The organism is Paractinoplanes globisporus DSM 43857 (assembly GCF_000379645.1).
Lineage (GTDB): Bacteria > Actinomycetota > Actinomycetes > Mycobacteriales > Micromonosporaceae > Actinoplanes > Actinoplanes globisporus.
Genome location: NZ_KB903307.1, coordinates 19363 through 36498 on the forward strand (window position 1 = coordinate 19363; position 17136 = coordinate 36498).

At 70.9% G+C, this 17136-nt stretch carries 19 protein-coding genes; 7 read left to right on the forward strand and 12 right to left on the reverse strand.

What is annotated here, in order from left to right:
• Window positions 1-5: 5 nt before the first annotated feature.
• Window positions 6-665: an endonuclease NucS gene (gene nucS, locus A3CQ_RS0122510; RefSeq protein ID WP_026206043.1), complete on the reverse strand. Its 660-nt coding sequence runs from the start codon at window positions 663-665 to the stop codon at window positions 6-8.
• A 54-nt stretch (window positions 666-719) separates the two neighbouring features.
• Between nucS and A3CQ_RS0122515 the strand changes: the two genes are divergently transcribed.
• Genes A3CQ_RS0122515 through A3CQ_RS0122530 form a run of 4 tightly spaced genes read left to right on the forward strand, consistent with a single transcriptional unit; the run spans window position 720 to window position 6017 of the window.
• Complete coding sequence (locus A3CQ_RS0122515; RefSeq protein ID WP_026206044.1) at window positions 720-1334, forward strand: DUF4126 domain-containing protein; 615 nt, start codon at window positions 720-722, stop codon at window positions 1332-1334.
• Between the two features lie 8 nt (window positions 1335-1342).
• Window positions 1343-2671: a hypothetical protein gene (locus A3CQ_RS0122520; protein WP_020513214.1), complete on the forward strand. Its 1329-nt coding sequence runs from the start codon at window positions 1343-1345 to the stop codon at window positions 2669-2671.
• A 57-nt stretch (window positions 2672-2728) separates the two neighbouring features.
• Window positions 2729-5275: an FtsK/SpoIIIE domain-containing protein gene (locus A3CQ_RS0122525; RefSeq protein ID WP_020513215.1), complete on the forward strand. Its 2547-nt coding sequence runs from the start codon at window positions 2729-2731 to the stop codon at window positions 5273-5275.
• Window positions 5262-6017, forward strand: coding sequence for a hypothetical protein (locus A3CQ_RS0122530; protein WP_020513216.1), 756 nt, complete (start codon window positions 5262-5264; stop codon window positions 6015-6017). Before A3CQ_RS0122525 ends, A3CQ_RS0122530 begins: the two co-directional genes overlap by 14 nt.
• A 1-nt stretch (window position 6018) precedes the next feature.
• Here A3CQ_RS0122530 and A3CQ_RS0122535 read toward each other — a convergent pair whose 3' ends face one another.
• The 4 genes from A3CQ_RS0122535 to A3CQ_RS0122550 form a co-directional block, all read right to left on the reverse strand.
• Window positions 6019-6843 carry an ABC transporter permease gene (locus A3CQ_RS0122535; RefSeq protein WP_020513217.1) on the reverse strand — a complete coding sequence of 275 codons (825 nt, stop codon included), beginning with the start codon at window positions 6841-6843 and terminating at the stop codon, window positions 6019-6021.
• Window positions 6840-7715, reverse strand: coding sequence for an ABC transporter ATP-binding protein (locus A3CQ_RS0122540; RefSeq protein ID WP_020513218.1), 876 nt, complete (start codon window positions 7713-7715; stop codon window positions 6840-6842). Before A3CQ_RS0122540 ends, A3CQ_RS0122535 begins: the two co-directional genes overlap by 4 nt.
• A gap of 36 nt (window positions 7716-7751) precedes the next feature.
• The gene (locus tag A3CQ_RS0122545; RefSeq protein WP_020513219.1) at window positions 7752-8075 is read right to left on the reverse strand and encodes a hypothetical protein; all 324 of its coding nucleotides are present in this window, start codon (window positions 8073-8075) and stop codon (window positions 7752-7754) included.
• A 77-nt stretch (window positions 8076-8152) separates the two neighbouring features.
• Entirely contained in the window at window positions 8153-9001 is an 849-nt protein-coding gene (locus tag A3CQ_RS0122550) for a 3-hydroxyacyl-CoA dehydrogenase family protein (RefSeq protein WP_020513220.1), read from the reverse strand.
• Window positions 9002-9165: 164 nt separating this feature from the next.
• On the opposite strand from A3CQ_RS0122550, the gene A3CQ_RS0122555 reads away from it, so the two are divergent.
• Entirely contained in the window at window positions 9166-9522 is a 357-nt protein-coding gene (locus A3CQ_RS0122555) for a hypothetical protein (RefSeq protein ID WP_020513221.1), read from the forward strand.
• Between the two features lie 6 nt (window positions 9523-9528).
• Here the strand turns inward: A3CQ_RS0122555 and murA are convergent, their stop codons facing one another.
• The gene (gene murA, locus A3CQ_RS0122560) at window positions 9529-10815 is read right to left on the reverse strand and encodes a UDP-N-acetylglucosamine 1-carboxyvinyltransferase (protein ID WP_020513222.1); all 1287 of its coding nucleotides are present in this window, start codon (window positions 10813-10815) and stop codon (window positions 9529-9531) included.
• 42 nt (window positions 10816-10857) lie between these two features.
• Between murA and A3CQ_RS0122565 the strand changes: the two genes are divergently transcribed.
• Both A3CQ_RS0122565 and A3CQ_RS0122570 read left to right on the forward strand, forming a co-directional pair.
• Window positions 10858-11430, forward strand: coding sequence for a cob(I)yrinic acid a,c-diamide adenosyltransferase (locus tag A3CQ_RS0122565; RefSeq protein WP_020513223.1), 573 nt, complete (start codon window positions 10858-10860; stop codon window positions 11428-11430).
• The gene (locus A3CQ_RS0122570) at window positions 11406-11813 is read left to right on the forward strand and encodes a VOC family protein (protein WP_020513224.1); all 408 of its coding nucleotides are present in this window, start codon (window positions 11406-11408) and stop codon (window positions 11811-11813) included. Before A3CQ_RS0122565 ends, A3CQ_RS0122570 begins: the two co-directional genes overlap by 25 nt.
• Here the strand turns inward: A3CQ_RS0122570 and A3CQ_RS0122575 are convergent.
• The 6 genes from A3CQ_RS0122575 to A3CQ_RS0122600 all read right to left on the reverse strand — a co-directional run bounded on the left by A3CQ_RS0122575 (window position 11810) and on the right by A3CQ_RS0122600 (window position 17136).
• Window positions 11810-12610, reverse strand: a complete 801-nt coding sequence (locus tag A3CQ_RS0122575) for a PhzF family phenazine biosynthesis protein (RefSeq protein ID WP_020513225.1) — start codon at window positions 12608-12610, stop codon at window positions 11810-11812. The two genes, A3CQ_RS0122570 and A3CQ_RS0122575, sit on opposite strands and share 4 nt — an antisense overlap.
• A gap of 68 nt (window positions 12611-12678) precedes the next feature.
• On the reverse strand, window positions 12679-13149 hold the full coding sequence (locus A3CQ_RS0122580) for a DUF2550 domain-containing protein (protein ID WP_020513226.1): 471 nt from the start codon (window positions 13147-13149) through the stop codon (window positions 12679-12681).
• An 8-nt stretch (window positions 13150-13157) separates the two neighbouring features.
• Window positions 13158-13439 (reverse strand): F0F1 ATP synthase subunit epsilon, encoded by a 282-nt coding sequence (locus tag A3CQ_RS0122585; RefSeq protein ID WP_020513227.1) that lies wholly within the window; start codon window positions 13437-13439, stop codon window positions 13158-13160.
• 91 nt (window positions 13440-13530) lie between these two features.
• The gene (locus A3CQ_RS0122590) at window positions 13531-14646 is read right to left on the reverse strand and encodes an LCP family protein (RefSeq protein WP_020513228.1); all 1116 of its coding nucleotides are present in this window, start codon (window positions 14644-14646) and stop codon (window positions 13531-13533) included.
• A 118-nt stretch (window positions 14647-14764) separates the two neighbouring features.
• Window positions 14765-16207 carry a F0F1 ATP synthase subunit beta gene (gene atpD / locus A3CQ_RS0122595; RefSeq protein ID WP_020513229.1) on the reverse strand — a complete coding sequence of 481 codons (1443 nt, stop codon included), beginning with the start codon at window positions 16205-16207 and terminating at the stop codon, window positions 14765-14767.
• The gene (locus A3CQ_RS0122600; protein ID WP_020513230.1) at window positions 16207-17136 is read right to left on the reverse strand and encodes a F0F1 ATP synthase subunit gamma; all 930 of its coding nucleotides are present in this window, start codon (window positions 17134-17136) and stop codon (window positions 16207-16209) included. The genes atpD and A3CQ_RS0122600 overlap by 1 nt, the downstream gene beginning before the upstream one ends.

Consider the following 17136-nt stretch of genomic DNA (forward strand, 5'->3'; position numbering starts at 1 on the left):
AGCCCTCAGAAGAGGGTGAGCTCGTCTCGGGTCATGCCTCGTAGTTTGTCGTAGTCGACCACTACGCAGCGGATGCCTCGGTCGGTGGCCAGGACCCGGGCCTGGGGCTTGATCTCCTGGGCGGCGAAGATGCCCTGGACCGGGGCGAGCAGCGGGTCGCGGTTCATCAGTTCGAGGTAGCGGGTCAGCTGCTCGACGCCGTCGATTTCGCCCCGGCGTTTGATCTCGACGGCTACCGAACGGCCGTCGGCGTCCTTGCAGAGGAGGTCGACCGGGCCGATCGCGGTCATGAACTCGCGGCGGACCAGGGTCCAGCCGTCGCCGAAGGTCTCGGGGTGTGCGGCCAGCAGCTCCTGCAGGTGGGCCTCGACACCGTCCTTGACCAGGCCGGGGTCGACGCCGAGGTCGTGCGAGGTGTCGTGGAGGATCTCCTCGAGGGTGATCCGCAGTTCCTCGCCGGCCTTGTTCACCACCTTCCACACGCCGGGGGCCTCCTGCAGCTTGCAGGGCGGGCTCATCCAGTTCAGCGGCTTGTAGGCGCGGTCGTCGGCGTGGATCGAGACCGAGCCGTCGGCCTTGACCATCAGCAGGCGGGTGGCCGGGGGCAGATGGGCGGACAGCTTTCCGACGTAGTCGACGGAGCACTTCGCGATGACCAGACGCACCGGACGACAGTAGCGGACGCGAACCGACGAGCGCGTGAGTGCCATGCTGGGTTCGTGCTCGAAGCATTGACCGGCACCGGTCTCGCCGCATCGGCGGGCCTCAATGCCTACATCCCGCTCATGGTGATGGGCCTGCTCGCCCGCTACACCGACGTGATCGACCTGCCGCAGGGCTGGAGCTGGCTGTCCAACGGCTGGGTGCTGGTCATCCTGGCCGTGCTGCTGGCCGTCGAGGTCGTGGCGGACAAGGTGCCGATCGTCGACCACGCCAACGACGTCGTGCAGACCGTGGTGCGGCCGACCGCGGGCGGCCTCGCCTTCGGGGCCGGGTCGGGCGCGCAGACGGTGACCGTGAGCAACCCGGGCTCGTTCTTCGGCTCCCACCAGTGGGTGCCGGTCGCGGCCGGCGTGCTGATCGCGCTCTGCGTGCACGGGGTCAAGGCGGCGGCCCGCCCGGTGGTGAACGTCAGCACGGCCGGCTTCGGCGCGCCGATCGTCAGCACCATCGAGGACATCGGCAGTTTCCTGATGTCCGTCCTGGCCATCCTCATGCCGATATTGGTGCTGGTCGGCATCGGTTTGTTCGTCTGGCTGGCGGTCAGCGTGGTCCGCCGGCGGCGGCGGAAACGTGAACGTGCGGCTTCCGACACGGCACAGCTGTTTGGTTGACTTCTCCGGTGCCCGCCGTCGCCGTCCCCTCGTTCGCCCTCGCTTGGTGGGCGGCCTGCTACCTGATCGGCCGCGACCCGGCCCGAGGTCCCTCCTCACGCACGGCCGCGGCGCTCGGGGCGTACGCGATCGGGGTCTTGACCTGGACGATCGCGCCTGGCTCGGCCATCGCCGAGATTTTGTTCTGCGTGCCCGCGCTGTTCTGGGCGGGCGCGGCGGTGGCGCTGCTGCCGCGCGTGGTGCCGGAACGCCGGCAGATCGACCTCGGCTGGCTGATCCTCGCGGCGCCGTTCCTGCTGATGGTGGTGGCGCTGCCGGCGGTCGGCCGGCTCGTGGTGATCGCACCGCTGGTCGGCGGCGTGGTGCTGCTCTGGCGGTTCCGCGACCAGGTGCAGCCGACCGTGCTGCCGGCCGCGCTGGCGGTGGTGACGGCGCTGTACGCGGCCGGCCTGACCATGCTGCTGATCGTGGACGTGGGCGCGCCCGAGCTGGTGATCGCGGCGATCGGCGTCGACCTGCTGATGCTCGCCTTCCTGGTCGCGGTGGCCGACGCGCTCGAGGTCGGAGAGCGGCTGCGTCCCGACCTGATCCGCTCGATGACCGCGGCGCTGCTCGGTGCGGTGGTCATCGGCGTGCCGACCGTGCTGACCATGCTGGCGGCGCCGGGCAGCAAGACCGTGACCGTGCTGCAGTTCGTGCTGCTCGCCGCCGTGATGACCGGGATCGGGCTGATCGGGCCGCTGCGCCGTGCGCTGGACACGCTCGCGTTCCGGCACGACGAGCGGCTACGGCAGGATCGCGGCGCGCTGATGCTGCTCGCCGAGGCGCTGCCCCGGCACCGCCAGCGGCACCGGCTGATCGGCACCGGCCAGGAGGACTTCCTGCGCTTCACCCGGCAGGCCCTGGACAACTACCGGCATCTCGGCCGGCTCATGCGCAGCCCGTTGACCGACCTGCCCGCGGTCGACCGGCGGCTCACGGGGCTGACCATCGAGCAGCCGTTGGCCCGGGCCATGGAGCTGCGGGCGGTCCTGGCCGAGAGTGTCGAGCGGCTGCGGCCGCCCGGCGGGTTCGCTACCTCGGACGAGTGGCGGCACTACATCGCGCTGCACTACCGCGTGGTGCTCGGGCTCGATCCGTACGCGCGGCGGCAGCGCAACGACGGGCTCGACCGGGAGGCGCGCATGGCGCTCGACTGGATGCGCCGCTACGTGCCCAAACGCATGATGGAGCGCTGGCAGGTCGAGGGCTCGGCGATCGTGGCGCGCCGGCTGTGGGACGAGCTGAGCAACACGGATCCTCAGTGGCTGACCCGGGTCACGACACGCAGCACATAATCGCGGCGTTCGCGGCGAAATAGGTAAAATCCCCCATCGTGAAATGTCGGGGGTCGAGTGGGTAGCCACCGCAACGCGCTGGTCGCCGCCGTCCGGCAGGAGCTCGCCGTGGCCCGCGGTGCGGCCCGTGCGGTGCTGGCGGCGGCCGAGACGGCGCGGGGCGAGGCGCAGCAGCGGCGGCGGCTGGTGCGGGACGCGTACGCGACCTGCCTGAACCAGCTCGCCGAGGCGCGCGACACCGCCCGGCGCGACATTCAGCGACGTTTCCAGTACGAGACCGCGAAGCTGGCCGGCAACGTCCGCCGGCTCGCCGCGCTCAGCGCCACCGGCGCCGCCGCCGCGCCCTGGCGGCTCTGGTCGCCCAGCGAGCCCGAGCGCGGTGTACGCCCCGGCCTGCTGCGGATCGGCACCATCGCCCTCGACGACGCGTCGCCGGTGCCCGCTCTGGTCCCGCTGCTGGACGCGGCCCACCTCGACCTCGACGGGCCGGCCGCGGTGACCGACGGCATCATCACCGGTCTGCTGCTGCGGGCGCTCGGCAGCACCCGGCCGGGCGACGTCCAGCTCACCGTCTACGACCCCGAGCACCTCGGCGGGACGCTGGCGGCGTTCGCCCCGCTCGGCATCGGCTTCGTCGGCCCCGGCGGGCTCGGCGCGATGCTCGACGAGACGGTCGAGCACATCTGCCGGATGAACGAGACGGTGCTGGCCGGCAGCTCCCGCTCGGAGCCGTGGCGGGTGATCGTGCTGCTGGCCGACGTCGACGACCTGACACCGGGCCAGCGCGCCCAGCTCGACCGCATCACGCGGACGGGCGTGGCCTGCGGTGTCCACCTGGTCGCGCGCGGCGTGCGTCTGACCGACCATCAGACCGTCGTACGGATCGACGCCGGGTCCCGGCGATGCGACGTGACGGGCGACCTGGAGATCTCGCTCGACCCGCCACCGCCGGCCGACCGGGTCGTCGCGTTCTGCAAGGCCACCGCCGAGCGGATGCGGGCCGGACCGCCGCCCGCCCAGCTGGCCGACCTCTCCCCCGCGACGTTCTGGGCCGAGTCGTCGGCGCACGGGCTGATAGCGCCGATCGGCGACAGCACCGACGGAAGCCTGATCGACGTGCCGCTCGGCGACGATCCCCCGCACGCGCTCATCGGCGGCCCCTCCGGCTCGGGCAAGACCAACCTCATCTACGCCTGGCTGGCCGCGCTCGCCACCCGGTACGGCCCGTCCGAGCTCGCCCTCTACCTGCTCGACTTCAAGGAGGGCGTGTCGTTCGCCCGGTTCGTGCCCGGGCCACGCGACCCGAGCTGGCTGCCCCAGGTGCGGCTGGCCGGCATCAACGTCAACGGCGACCGCGAGTTCGGCCTGGCCATGCTGCGCCACCTCGGCGAGGAACTGCGCACCCGGGCCCAGGCCGCCAAGCGGCACGACGCCAGCAAGCTCGCCGAGCTGCGCGCCGAGGACCCGGCCGGCGCCTGGCCGCGGATAGTGGCGGTCATCGACGAGTTCCAGGTGCTGCTCGGCGGCCGGGACGCGGTCGCCGACGAGGCCGTCACGCTTCTGGAGGACCTCGCGCGGCGCGGCCGCTCGCAGGGCATCCACCTGATCCTCGCCTCGCAGGACGTCTCCGGCATCGAGGCACTGTGGGGGCGCTCCGGGCTGGTCGGCCAGTTCACGCTCCGGATCGCGCTGCCCAAGGCGCGGCGCATCCTCGCCGACAACAACCTGGCCGCCGCGGTCATCCCCCGGCACCACGCGGTGGTCAACACCGAGTCGGGCACGGCCGGGGCCAATCTGGTCGTCCGGCTTCCGGACGCGGGTGACCGGCTTGTCTGGCGTACGCTCCAGCGGCGTCTCTGGCGGCTGCGGCCCGACGGCTGCGACGAGCCCCGGCTCTTCGACGGCGACGCGGTCCCGGTGCTGCCGGCGACTTGCCGCCCGGCCGGGGCGATTCCGGACGCGAGCGCGCCGGTCGGCTCCTCCCCGGGCGCGGTGCTCGGCGAGCGGATCGACGTGGCGGCCCGGCCCGCGCGACTGCGCCTCGGCCGCATGCCCGGTCGCAACCTGGCCGTGCTCGGCACCCGCACCGACGAGGCTTGCGACGTGCTCGCGGCGGCGGCGCTGTCGCTGGCCGCGCAGGGGCCGGCGCACTTCAGCGTCGTCTGCCTCGATCGCGACGCGGGCGGGGCGGCGGCGCGGCTGATCGCCGAGCTGCCCTCGGCCGACTGGTACGACGAATTGCCCGACCTGGCCGAGCTGGACATCCCGCACTACGTGCTCGGTTACGCCCTCGACGCGGGGGCCGACCAGGGCGCGCTGCGCCGCCTGCTCACCGACGGGCCGGAACAGCGCACGCACGTGCTGGGCTGGTGGCGCTCGGTCTCCCGGCTGCGCGACAGCCTCGGCGGCCCGGCGAGCCGGCTCGACCCGATCGGCGCGTGGGTGGCGCTCGACGTGCAGGGCGCCGACCTCGCGCCGCTCTATCCCCAGCCGGGCGGTCCGGCCTGGTATCCGCGCACACGGCGGGCCCTGTTCTTCGACCGCTCGGTGCACCGCACGCCCGAGGTGATCATCCCGTACGAGGTGAACAGTGACCACACGTGACGGTCAGCCCATCGGCCGCGACTACCAGCTGATGGTCGGCGCCCTCGCCGAGGCGACCCGGCGACGGGAGGCCGAGCTGGGCGGGGCCGAGCAGGCCTATCAGGAGAGCGCCACCCAGGCCGCCGGCGAGCTGGCTCGGGCCGAGGGCGACGCGCTCTCGGCCGACCGGTGGGCCGGGGCCGCGGCGGCGCAGGTGCTCGATGTGGACCGCGAGGCGGAGCGGCTGTGGGACCAGCTGCGGCGGGCCCGCGGCCTGCGGATGCGGACGCTGGGCGAGCTCCCGGATCCGGCGCCGATCGACGCGCTGCCCCAGGTGGCCCTGCCGCGGACGCCGGCGACGGAGACCGGCGAACCGCCCTCCGCGCCCGAGTCGCCGAACGTGCTGCTGGCCCGGGTGGCCGAGCGGATCGACGTGACCGTACGGCCGGCGGGCCGGCGGGCGCTGCCGCGCTGGGCGCTGCCGCTGCTGCCGCTGGTGGGGGCGCTGGGCGCGGCCCTGACCGGTCTGGTGGCCTCCGGCCTGGTGACCATCGGCGGTACGGGAGTCTGGGGCGGTCCCGTGCTGCGCGGCCTCGGCTGGCTCGCCTTCCTCGTCGCGCCCTCGGCCGGTCTGCCGGTGGCGGCGCTGGTCGCGCACCGGCGGCTCGAGGCCAAACTGGACATCGGCGGCATCGGCCTGACCCTGCTCGGCGGCATGATCGCGGCAACCCTGATGTCCCTGGCCTTCGCCGCCACCCACTGACTCAACCGTCCCTTTTGGTGGTCCACCTGAACGTGGTCAGGCACAGGGCCAGAGCCAGCACGCACCACAGGCCCAGCACCAGGCCGACCATCGGCAGGTTGAAAGAGCCGCCCGGCTCGTGGGCGCCGAACGACGCCGGCAGGAAGACCGATCGCAGCCCCTGGCAGAGCCACTTGAGCGGGAACAGGGACGCCACGTTCTGCATCCAGACCGGCAGACTGGTGAAGACGAAGAAGACCCCGGAGATGAACTGCAGGATGAGCGCGACCGGGGTGACCACGGCGGGCGCGCTGCGACCGGTGCGCGCCACCGACGAGAACGCGACCCCGCACAGCGTGCACGCGGTGATGCCGAGCAGCGACACCCAGAGGAACGTGAGCCATTTCGCGGGCGAGTCGGGCAGCTTGAGGCCGAACAGCAGCGACGACACCGCGAGCAGGATGACCGTCTCGAGCACGGCGATGACGCCGACCATCAGCACCTTGCCCGCGAAATAGACCCACTTGGGCATGGGCGTGCCGAGGAACCGTTTGAGCACGCCGCGGTCGCGTTCCATCGGGATCTGGATGGCCAGGGCCTGGAAGCCGGCCGTCATGAGGCCGGTGGCGATCATGCCGGTCACGAAGTACTGCGTGAACTTGACGCCCTCGCCGATCGTGCCCTTGAAGATCGACCCGAAGACCAGAATCATGATCGCCGGGAAGGCCAGCGTGAACACCACCTGTTCCCGGCTGCGCAGGAACTGCCGGACCTCCATGCCGCCCTGCGCGACCGCCAGCTCGACCGCGCCGGCCCGCGCGGTCGTTTCGGTCTCGGTCGTCGTCATGCCGCGCCCCCGATCATTTCCAGGTAGACGTCTTCCAGGGTCGGGCGGGTGACGGTCAGGCCGGGCACCTCGCCGGAGAAACGCGCGGCCAGGTCGGCCACGACGGCCGTCGGCGTCGCGCTCTCGGTGCGTTGCCAGGCTCCCTCGGGCGTCCGCCAGGAGACCGTCGCCAGGGCCGAGTCGCGCCGCCCCAGCGAGCGGGGCGTGTCGACCGCGATCAGCCGGCCGCGCGCGATGACCCCGACCCGATCGGCGAGCGCCTCGGCCTCTTCCAGGTAGTGCGTGGTCAGCAGGATCGTGGTGCCGCCGGCCTGCAGGTCGCGGATCAGCGCCCAGAATTCCCGTCGCGCCTCGGGATCGAACCCGGTGGTCGGCTCGTCGAGGAACAGCAGCTCGGGCCGGCCGATGATGCCGAGCGCCACGTCGAGCCGCCTTTTCTGCCCGCCGGAGAGCGTGTGGGTGCGGGCACGCACCTTGTCGGAGAGCCCGACCCGCTCGATCACCGCGGCCGGGTCGTCGGCCGCCGGGTAGAACCGCGCGAAGTGCCGCACCACCTCGCCGACGCTGAGCTCGTCGAATTCGCCGGTGCCCTGCAGGACGATGCCGACCCGATCGCGCCACCGCTTGGCCTCGGCGCCGGCACCCCGCCGCTGCGCCACCTCGGGATCGACACCGAGCACGCTGACCTCGCCGTCGTCGCGCCGCCGATAACCCTCGAGGATCTCCACTGTGGTCGTCTTGCCGGCGCCGTTGGGCCCCAGCAGCGCGAAGACCTCACCGTGGGCCACCTCGAGGTCGACACCGCCGACCGCGGCGGTGTCTCCATAGGCCTTCCGCAGTCCTCGTACCCGGATGGCCGGCTCGTCGTCCATGCCGAAGACCCTAAGGCCTCGGTACGACAAGACTCCTCAGTGCGGGACGCCGTTGTACGCGATGGTCAGCACCGCGTGCGCGACGAGCACGGCCTCGGTCTTCGACTCGTACGGGCCGACGTGCAGTTCGACGGCGTGCGCCCCGAACAGGGCGCGGACCGTCCAGCTGTCCGGGTGGCGATCATCCTCCCGGCTGTGGTTGACGATCACCTGGGTGGCCGAGCGGATGTTCACCGCCGACCACTTCGTGCTGCCCGTCGGCCAGGCGCGGAACCAGCCGGGCGCCACCGCGAGGGCCTCGCTGCTCGCCTCGGTGATCGCCCAGTGCATCTCCTCCGCGGACGGAGCCGGCCGCGTCATCACGCCTCCCCTCATGACCGAATGAGATCTTAGAAGGGAACGGCGGGACGAGCGGCCGGAATGCGCCAAACGGCCGGTCAGTACGTGTAGAAGCCCTTGCCGGTCTTGCGGCCCAGGTCGCCGGCGGTGACCATGCGCTGCAGCAGTTCCGGCGGGAAGAACTTCTCGTCGGCCGTGTCGCGGTAGATGTTGCCCGCCGCGTTGAGCATGACGTCGAGGCCGGTGAGGTCCACCGTGGCCAGCGGGCCCATGGCGTGCCCGAAACCGAGCTTCATGACCGTGTCGAGGTCAGCCGGCGAGACCACGCCCGACTCGACCAGCTTGATCGCCTCGACCAGCAGGGCGGAGAAGAGCCGGTTCGACACGAAACCGGCGACGTCCCGCTTCACCTCGACGCAGGTCTTGCCGACCTCCTCGGCGAAGTTGCGGGCCAGGGCGAGCGTGTCGTCGGAGGTCTGGTAGCCCCGGACCAGCTCGACCAGTTTCATCATCGGCACCGGCGAGAAGAAGTGGATGCCGACCACCGACTCGGGCCGCTCGGTCACCGTGGCGATCTGGGTGATCGGGATGGCTGACGTGTTGGTGCCGAGGACCGCGCCAGCCTTGCAGATCTTGTCGAGCGCCCGGAAGACCTCGTGCTTGGCCTCGACCTTCTCGTAGATCGCCTCGACCACCACGTCGGCGTCGGCGGCCGCCTCCAGGTCGGTCGTGGGGGTGATCCGCGCGAGGGTGGCCTCCGCCTCCTCCGCGGTGATCTTCTCCTTGTTCACGAACCGGTCCAGGGAGCTCCGGATCGCCGCCATGCCCCGGTTGGTCGCGGCGTCGTCGACGTCCCGCATGGTGACGTGCCAGCCGGCCTGCGCCGAGACCTGCGCGATGCCGGAGCCCATCAAACCGGAGCCGATGACCGCGAGTCGACCCGCCATGTGCCTTCCCCTTCTGCCGATGCCCCCGCCATGCTCACTACGACGGCGAGGCGTGTGCCTCGGCTCACCCTACGGGGTTACTTAACGGAGACTCAGCCAAGGGGTGGGTTCCCGATCGGGGCAATTCCCGCGAAACGGCCGCGCGGCGGTGCCAGACTATGCCCATGGCCTCAGGCAACGGCTGGTACCTCATAGGGCCGCTGGTTGCCGTCGGTCTGGTCGGCCTGCTCGGCGCCGTCTTCTGGCGCATGGGACTGCATTGGACGTTCGCCCGCGAGGACGGGGGCGACCCCTGTGCCGACGGACTCGCCATCTTCGGCGAGCCGGACGACTACGGCCTGCTCTTCCCGGCCGCGGTCACCGACGATCCGGACGTGGCCGACGAGATCCGGCGACTGCTCGGCGACGCCGGCATCCGCGCCACCCAGGCCGTCGACCCCGACGGCCGCACGGCGGTACTCGTCTTCGCCGAAGAGCTCGAGGAGGCCCGCCGCCTGGTCGGCGGCTCCCCCGCTTGGTGAAAGGCCTCAGAAGTCGTACGTCGGCTCCGGTACGTCCGCCCGCTCGACCTCGATTCCCAGCTTGGCCAGGTCGGTGACGAAGTCGGGGTAGCCCCGGTCGATGTGGTGGACCTCGCCCACCTCGGTGACGCCCTCGGCGCACAGTCCGGCGATCACCAGGCCGGCGCCGGCCCGGATGTCGGTGGCGCGTACCGGAGCCCCGGAGAGCCGCTCGCGGCCGTTCACCACGGCGTGGTGCCCGTCGGTACGGATGTCGGCGCCGAGCCGCACCATCTCGTTCACGAACATGAAGCGGCCGTCGAAGATGTTCTCGGTGATCAGCGACGAGCCCTCGGCCACGGCCGCCAGCCCGATCGCCATCGGCAGCAGGTCGGTGGCGAAGCCGGGATAGGGCAGCGTGACGATGTCGACCGCGCGGGGACGGTTCTCCATGCGTACGCGAAACTGGTTGTCACCGGGCGTGACCTGCGCGCCTGCCGTGACCAACTTGTCCAGGGCGATGTCGAGGAACTCGGGGCGCACCCCGTGGATAGTCACGTCGCCGCGGGTCATCGCCGTCGCGAACGCCCACGTCCCGCCCACGATCCGGTCGCCGACCGTGCGATGGGTGACCGGGGCGAGCTCGGTGACGCCCTCGATGGTCAGCGTCGACGTGCCCGCGCCGCCGATGCGGGCGCCCATCGCGGTGAGCATCTCGCAGATGTCGACGATCTCGGGCTCGCGGGCCGCGTTGTCGATCTCGGTGACGCCCTTGGCCAGGACGGCTGCCATCAGCAGGTTCTCCGTGGCGCCGACGCTCGGGAAGTCCAGCCAGATCTTGCTGCCGCGCAGCCCGTGCGGCGCCGAGGCGATCACGAAGCCGTGCTCGCCGGAGATCTCGGCGCCCATCCGGGTCAGGCCGGAGAAGTGCATGTCGAGCCCGCGGGAGCCGATCATGTCGCCACCCGGGAGGGCGACGCGCACGTAGCCCCGGCGGGCCAGCAGCGGGCCGAGCACGCAGATCGACGCGCGCAGCCGCCGGACCAGGTCGTAGTCGGCCTCGCTGCCGGGCTCGGCGGGCACGTCGATGATGGCGTGGCCGCCCTCGAGCGTCACCTGGCAGCCCAGCCGGCGCAGCACCTCGGCCATGATCGCGATGTCGGTGATCCGGGGGACGTTCTCCACCACGCTTCGGCCCTGCGCGAGAAGCGCGACCGCCATCAGCTTGAGCGCCGAGTTCTTGGCGCCGCCGACGCTGACGTCTCCGGTGAGCGGCGCGCCGCCCTGCACCCTGATCACATCCACGCGGGCCATGGTAGGAGCACCGACCCAATCCCGCCTCCGTAGGGTGGCCCTATGGCCGTTCACCTCACCCGCATCTACACCCGTACCGGCGACGCCGGGGAGACCCGACTGGGTAACAACGAGGTCGTCGCGAAGACCGATCCGCGCTTGGTGGCGTACGCGGACACCGACGAGTGCAATGCCTCCCTCGGCGTCGCGTTGGCCCTGGGCAACCTGCCCGACGACGTGCGGGCCGTGCTCACCGCCGTACAGAATGATCTTTTTGATCTGGGTGCGGATCTGTGCAATCCGCTCGCCGAGAACCCGCCCTATCCGCCGCTGCGGATCACCGAGGACTACGTGACCCGGCTCGAGGGCTGGTGTGACGAGTTCAACGAGCGCCTGGAGGCGCTGAACAGCTTCATCCTGCCGGGCGGAACCCCGGGCGCGGCCTTGCTGCATGTGTCACGCACGGTGGCGCGCCGCGCGGAGCGTGCGGCTTGGGCTCTCCTTCAAGACGACCCCGAGCGTACGAGCGATCTGCCGGCGAAATACCTCAACCGGCTCTCCGACCTCCTGTTCATCCTGTCCCGCGTCGCGAACCCGGGCGGTGACGTCAAGTGGGTGCCGGGGGCGGGACGCTAGGCGGCCTGCACCACGTCGAGCTCTGGGTCCCCGACCTGGCCGGCTCGTGCGGCCCGTGGGGCTGGCTGCTGGGCGCGCTCGGCTGGAAACCCTTCCAGGAGTGGCCGGCCGGGCGTTCGTGGCGGCTCGGGGACGTCTACGTCGTGCTGGAACAGTCGCCGGCACTCTCCGGCGGTGTGCACGACCGGCTCGCCCCGGGCCTGAACCATCTGGCGTTCACGGCCGGCGGCCGGGAGGACGTCGATCGGCTGACCGAGGAGGCTCAGGAGCACGGCTGGTCGCTGCTCTTCCCCGACCGGCACCCGCACGCGGGCGGCCCCGACTCCTATGCCGCCTACCTCGAGGACAACTGGGGCTACGAGGTCGAGCTGCAGACGGTCTAGGAGACCAGCAGTTCGCCGTCGATGACCGTGACGGCCCGGCCGGTGAGGTGGGTGCGGTCGCCGGCCAGCGTGACGCGGACGTAGCCGCCGCGCGGGGAGGCCTGGTAACCGGTCAGCTCGGTGCGGCCGCCGAGCCGCGCCGACCAGAACGGCGCGAGCGCGGTGTGGGCGCTGCCGGTCACCGGGTCCTCCCCCACGCCGGCCGCCGCGCCGAAGAAGCGGGAGACGAAGTCGTAGCCGCCGCCGGCCTCGGCCGCCCGGGCGGTCACGACGACGCCGCGGTTCTCCTTGCTCGCGAGCGTCGCGAGGTCGGGGCGCAGGCCCCGCACGGTGGCCTCGTCGCGCAGCTCGACCAGCAGGTCGTCGGTGTTGGGGCCGGTGTGGTGCACGGAGACGATCTCGGCGCCGAGGACGACCGCCAGCCACGGCGGGGTCTCGATCGGGGTGAGCGGAGCGGTCGGGAAGTCGAGCGTGTACCAGCCGTCGTCGGCCGCCGTCGCGGTCAGCACGCCGCTGAGCGTGGCGAAACTGGTCTTGTCCCGGCCCAGGACGTGCGCGGTGGCCAGCGTGGCGTGCCCGCAGAGCGCGACCTCCACGGCGGGGGTGAACCAGCGCAGGGCGAAATCGGCATCCCCACCCGGCGGCAGGGGGTGCAGGAAGGCCGTCTCGGACAGATTGACCTCGGCGGCGACCCGCTGCATCCACGCGGCGGTGGGGAACTCGGAAAGCACGACCACGCCGGCGGGGTTGCCCGCGAACGGCTCGGCGGTGAAGGCGTCGACGATCTGGATGCGCATATCCCGACGCTAGAGGCCGGGACGACGGCGGGACGAGCGGATTCCCGCCAATTTGGGGCCGGGGCCGGTCAGTGGTCGGCGGGCCGGGGACGGATCGTGGGGCGGGGACCGATGCTGCCGGGCTGGCCGGGCGGTGCGGCCTCGAGCCAGGAGAAGAATCCGGTGACGGTCGACTCGGCCATCGCGATCTCGATCTCGCCCGCGTCGCCGTTGCGACATCGCAGCACCGACCAGTGCCCCGGCATCGTCAACCGCTCGGGGCCGTCGGGAGCGCGGTTCTCCTCGACGACCAGGACCGTGCGGTCGAGCACCCGTTTAGGGCGGAAGGCGAGGCTGAACATGCGATGGAAGCGGAGCTCGTCGCCGACGAACTGGCCGACGCCGGAGGCCCAGCCGCGGCCGGGGACGAGAGTGTTCACCCGCACCTGAAGCCGGATCGTGCCGCCACCGACCATGAGCAACCGGCGGCGGAAGAAGAGCAGGAAAAGGAGCGCGAGCAGCGCGACGACGCAGATCCCGAGGAATTCCAGAATCCGCATCGCCGGAGTCAGTGCGACTCGGGCGTGGCCGGGGTGGCGCTCTCGGCGAGGACGGTGACGCCGTCCGCGTCGATCGAGAGGAAGCCGCCGCTCACGTCATAAGTCAACTGCTCGCCGCCGGCGAGCTTGACCCGCACCTGGGACGGCTCCTTCAGCAGGCCCAGAAGCGGCGCGTGACCGGGCAGCACACCGATCTCACCCTCGGTGGTGCGCGCGATGAGCATCTCGGCCTCGCCGGACCACACCCGCTCCTCGACGGCGACAACCTTGACTGCCAGCTGGTTGGCCACGCTGTCTCCCTGTTCAGGCATTACCGATGGGGTGAAGTCTAGACGGCGGGGTTGCGCACCGAGGCCGGGGGTGGCGACCACCACACTCGCGCTAAGAGTTCTTGTTGAAGTACTCAGGGTGTTCGAACAGGAACGTGCGCAGCCGGTCCTGGGTCACCGCGGAGAAGAAGTCGGTGGCGCTCGGGTCGAGGCCCTCGCCGACGTACCTGCCGCCGTCGAAGAGCGACGCCCCGGGCAGCTTGATCAGCGTCATGTCGGTCGAGCGGATGTTCTTCAGCGCGAAGCCCCAGTCGACCACGTCGTGACCGTTGCCGTCGAAGATCAGCGCGCTGCCGGCCGCCTTGAGCACCTTGTCGAGTTTCACCGGGTTGGTGACGACGTCCTTGCTGAGCGCCTGCGAGGCCATGGCCTTGATGAACTGCTGCTGATGGCGCTGCCGGTCGTAGTCGCCCTTGGGCAGGCCGTACCGCTGCCGCACGTAGTCGAGCGCCTGCCAGCCCTGAAGGTGGTACGTGCCGACCTTGTACTCGGCCTGGGGACCGTAGTAGGGGTGCGCGCAGGTGTTGTCGGCGCACCGGGAGTACCGCGGCCGCGGCTTGCCGTTCGGCTGGAGGTGCTCGGACTTCACGTTCTGGTCGATCGTCATGGTGACGCCGCCCATCGCGTCCACGATCTTCTTGAAGCCGCCGAAGTTGATGATCGCGCCGGCGTCGAACCGGGCGATGCCGGTGAGCCGCTCCACGGTCTTGGCGAGCAGCTCGAAGCCCTGCGCCACGTCGTGCTTGCCGTTGCCGACCGCGCTGCCGTACCCCATCGCGGCATTGATCTTGGATCGTCCACCCCGGAACCCGGTCTTGGCGAAGGGCGGGATGTCCACCACCAGGTCGCGCGGGATCGAGAAGAGAAACGCCTGGTCCAACCCGGCCGGGACGTGGACCACGATGATCGAGTCGGAGAGCGGGGTCTGCTCGTCGGTGCGGGGGTCGATGCCCACCAGCAGGATGTTGAGCGGGCCCTTGATGTCCGAGACCTTCTGGGCGGCCGCCTGGTCGCCGAAGAGATCCTTGGTCTGCACGGAGCCGGCGTATCGCGCGAGCACGACCTGACCGGTGATGAGGGCGCCGCCGCTGAGGACCATGAGGACACAACCGAAGATGGCGCAGAGCCGGGCCCACAACGGCGCGCGGCGCTTGGCGGTGGTGGCCACATCAACTCCCCTCCGGCAACAGGCGCATCACAGGGTACCCAACGGCGGGTAGGAGCCCCGGGAAACGGAAGGGCCGCGCTCACCTTGCGGCGAGCGCGGCCCATCGACCTCGGTGAGGTCAGCCCTTCATGAGCTCGTGCGCGTTGCGCTCGAGGTCCTCCAGGCCGCCGCACATGAAGAAGGCCTGCTCGGGGAAGTGGTCGTACTCACCCTCGCTGATCTTCTTGAACGCCTCGATGGTCTCCTTGAGCGGGACCGTCGAGCCGGGAACGCCGGTGAACTGCTCGGCCGCGTACGTGTTCTGCGAGAGGAAGCGCTCGATGCGGCGGGCCCGCTGCACCGTGACCTTGTCCTCCTCGGACAGCTCGTCCATGCCGAGGATCGCGATGATGTCCTGCAGGTCCTTGTACTTCTGCAGGATTCGCTGCACCTCACGGGCGACCGCGTAGTGCTCGGCCCCCACGAACTCGGGCGCGAGGATCCGCGAGCTGGAGGCCAGCGGGTCCACGGCCGGGTAGATGCCCTTGTCCGAGATCGACCGCTCGAGGTTGGTGGTCGCGTCCAGGTGGGCGAACGTGGTGGCCGGCGCCGGGTCGGTGTAGTCGTCGGCGGGCACGTAGATCGCCTGCATCGAGGTGATCGCCTTGCCCCGGACCGAGGTGATCCGCTCCTGCAGCTGGCCCATCTCGTCGGCCAGGGTGGGCTGGTAACCCACGGCCGACGGCATGCGACCGAGCAGGGTGGACACCTCGGAGCCGGCCTGGGTGAACCGGAAGATGTTGTCGATGAAGAGCAGCACCTCCTGGTTCTGGACGTCCCGGAAGTACTCCGCCATGGTCAGCGCGGACAGGGCGACGCGGAGCCGGGTGCCCGGCGGCTCGTCCATCTGGCCGAAGACGAGGGCGGTCTTGTCGAGAACGCCACCCTCCTCCATCTCCAGGATGAGGTCGTTGCCCTCACGGGTGCGCTCGCCGACGCCGGCGAACACCGAGGTGCCGCCGAAGTTACGGGCGACGCGGATGATCATCTCCTGGATGAGCACCGTCTTGCCCACGCCCGCGCCACCGAACAGGCCGATCTTTCCACCGCGCACGTACGGCGCGAGCAGGTCGAGCACCTTGATGCCGGTCTCCAGCATCTCGGTCTTCGGCTCGAGGTCGGCGAACGCCGGCGGCTGGCGATGGATCGTCCAGCGCTCCTGGATGTCCAGGGTCGCCGGGTCGGCGTTGAGCACTTCGCCGAGGGCGTTGAACACGTGGCCCTTGGTCACGTCGCCGACGGGCACCGAGATGCCGGCGCCGGTGTCGGTGACCTCGGCCCCGCGGACCAGGCCGTCGGTCGGCTGCATCGAGATCGCGCGGACCAGGTTGTCACCCAGGTGCTGGGCGACCTCCAGGGTCAGCATCTTCGTGCCCTCGGAGAGGGTCACGTCGACATGCAGCGCGTTGTAGATGTTCGGCATGGCGTCACGGGGGAACTCGGCGTCGACGACCGGGCCGATGACCCGGACGACGCGGCCGACGCCGGTCTCCGCCTTGGTGGGCTCAGCTACAGCAGTCATCACACATCACTTCCCGCCGCGGCCAGCGCGTTGGCGCCGCCGACAATCTCACTGATTTCCTGGGTGATCGCAGCCTGCCGCGCGGAGTTCATCTCGCGCGTGTACCGCTTGAGCAGGTCGTCCGCGTTGTCCGACGCGCTCTTCATCGCCCGCCGCCTCGACGCCGACTCGCTCGCGGCCGAGGACAGCAACGCCGCGTAGATCCGCGTGTTGAGGTACTTCGGCAGCAGCGCGTCCAGCAGCTCGTCGGCGTCCGGCTCGAACTCGTACGCCGGGCGCAGACCCGGCTCGACCTCGCGCTCCTCGACCTGCATGGGGGCCAGGAAGTGCGCCTCCGCGCTCTGGGTCATGAGCGACTTGAACTGGGTGCTGACGATGTGCAGCTCGTCGACGCCTTGGATGCCGTCCGGGCCGTAGTGCGCGTCGGTGTCGTCCGCGCCCGCGATGAACGCCTCCAGCAGCGCGTCGCCGATCCTCTTCGCGTCCGGGAAGGACGGACGCTCGGAGAACCCGGTCCAGCTGGCCTCGATCGGCCGGTTACGGAACCGGTAGTAGCCGACGCCCTTGCGGCCGACCACATAGAGCACCGTGTCCTTGCCGTCCGCCTTCAGCTTCTGGATCAGCTGCTCGGCGGTACGGATGGCGTTGGCGTTGTAGGCGCCGGCCAGACCGCGGTCACTGGTGATCAGCAGGACGCCCGCCCGCCGGACCCGCTCGCGCGGGACCAGCAGCGGGTTGTCGATCGTCGCGTTGGACGCCAGAGCGGTCAGGACCTGGGTGATCGCCTCCGCGTACGGCTTGGAGGCGGCCACCCGCTCCTGGGCCTTGGCGATGCGGCTGGTCGCGACCAGCTCCTGCGCCTTGGCGATCTTCTTGGTCGACCGGACGGTGCGGATGCGCCGCCGGAGAGCCTGTACCTGACCGGCCAT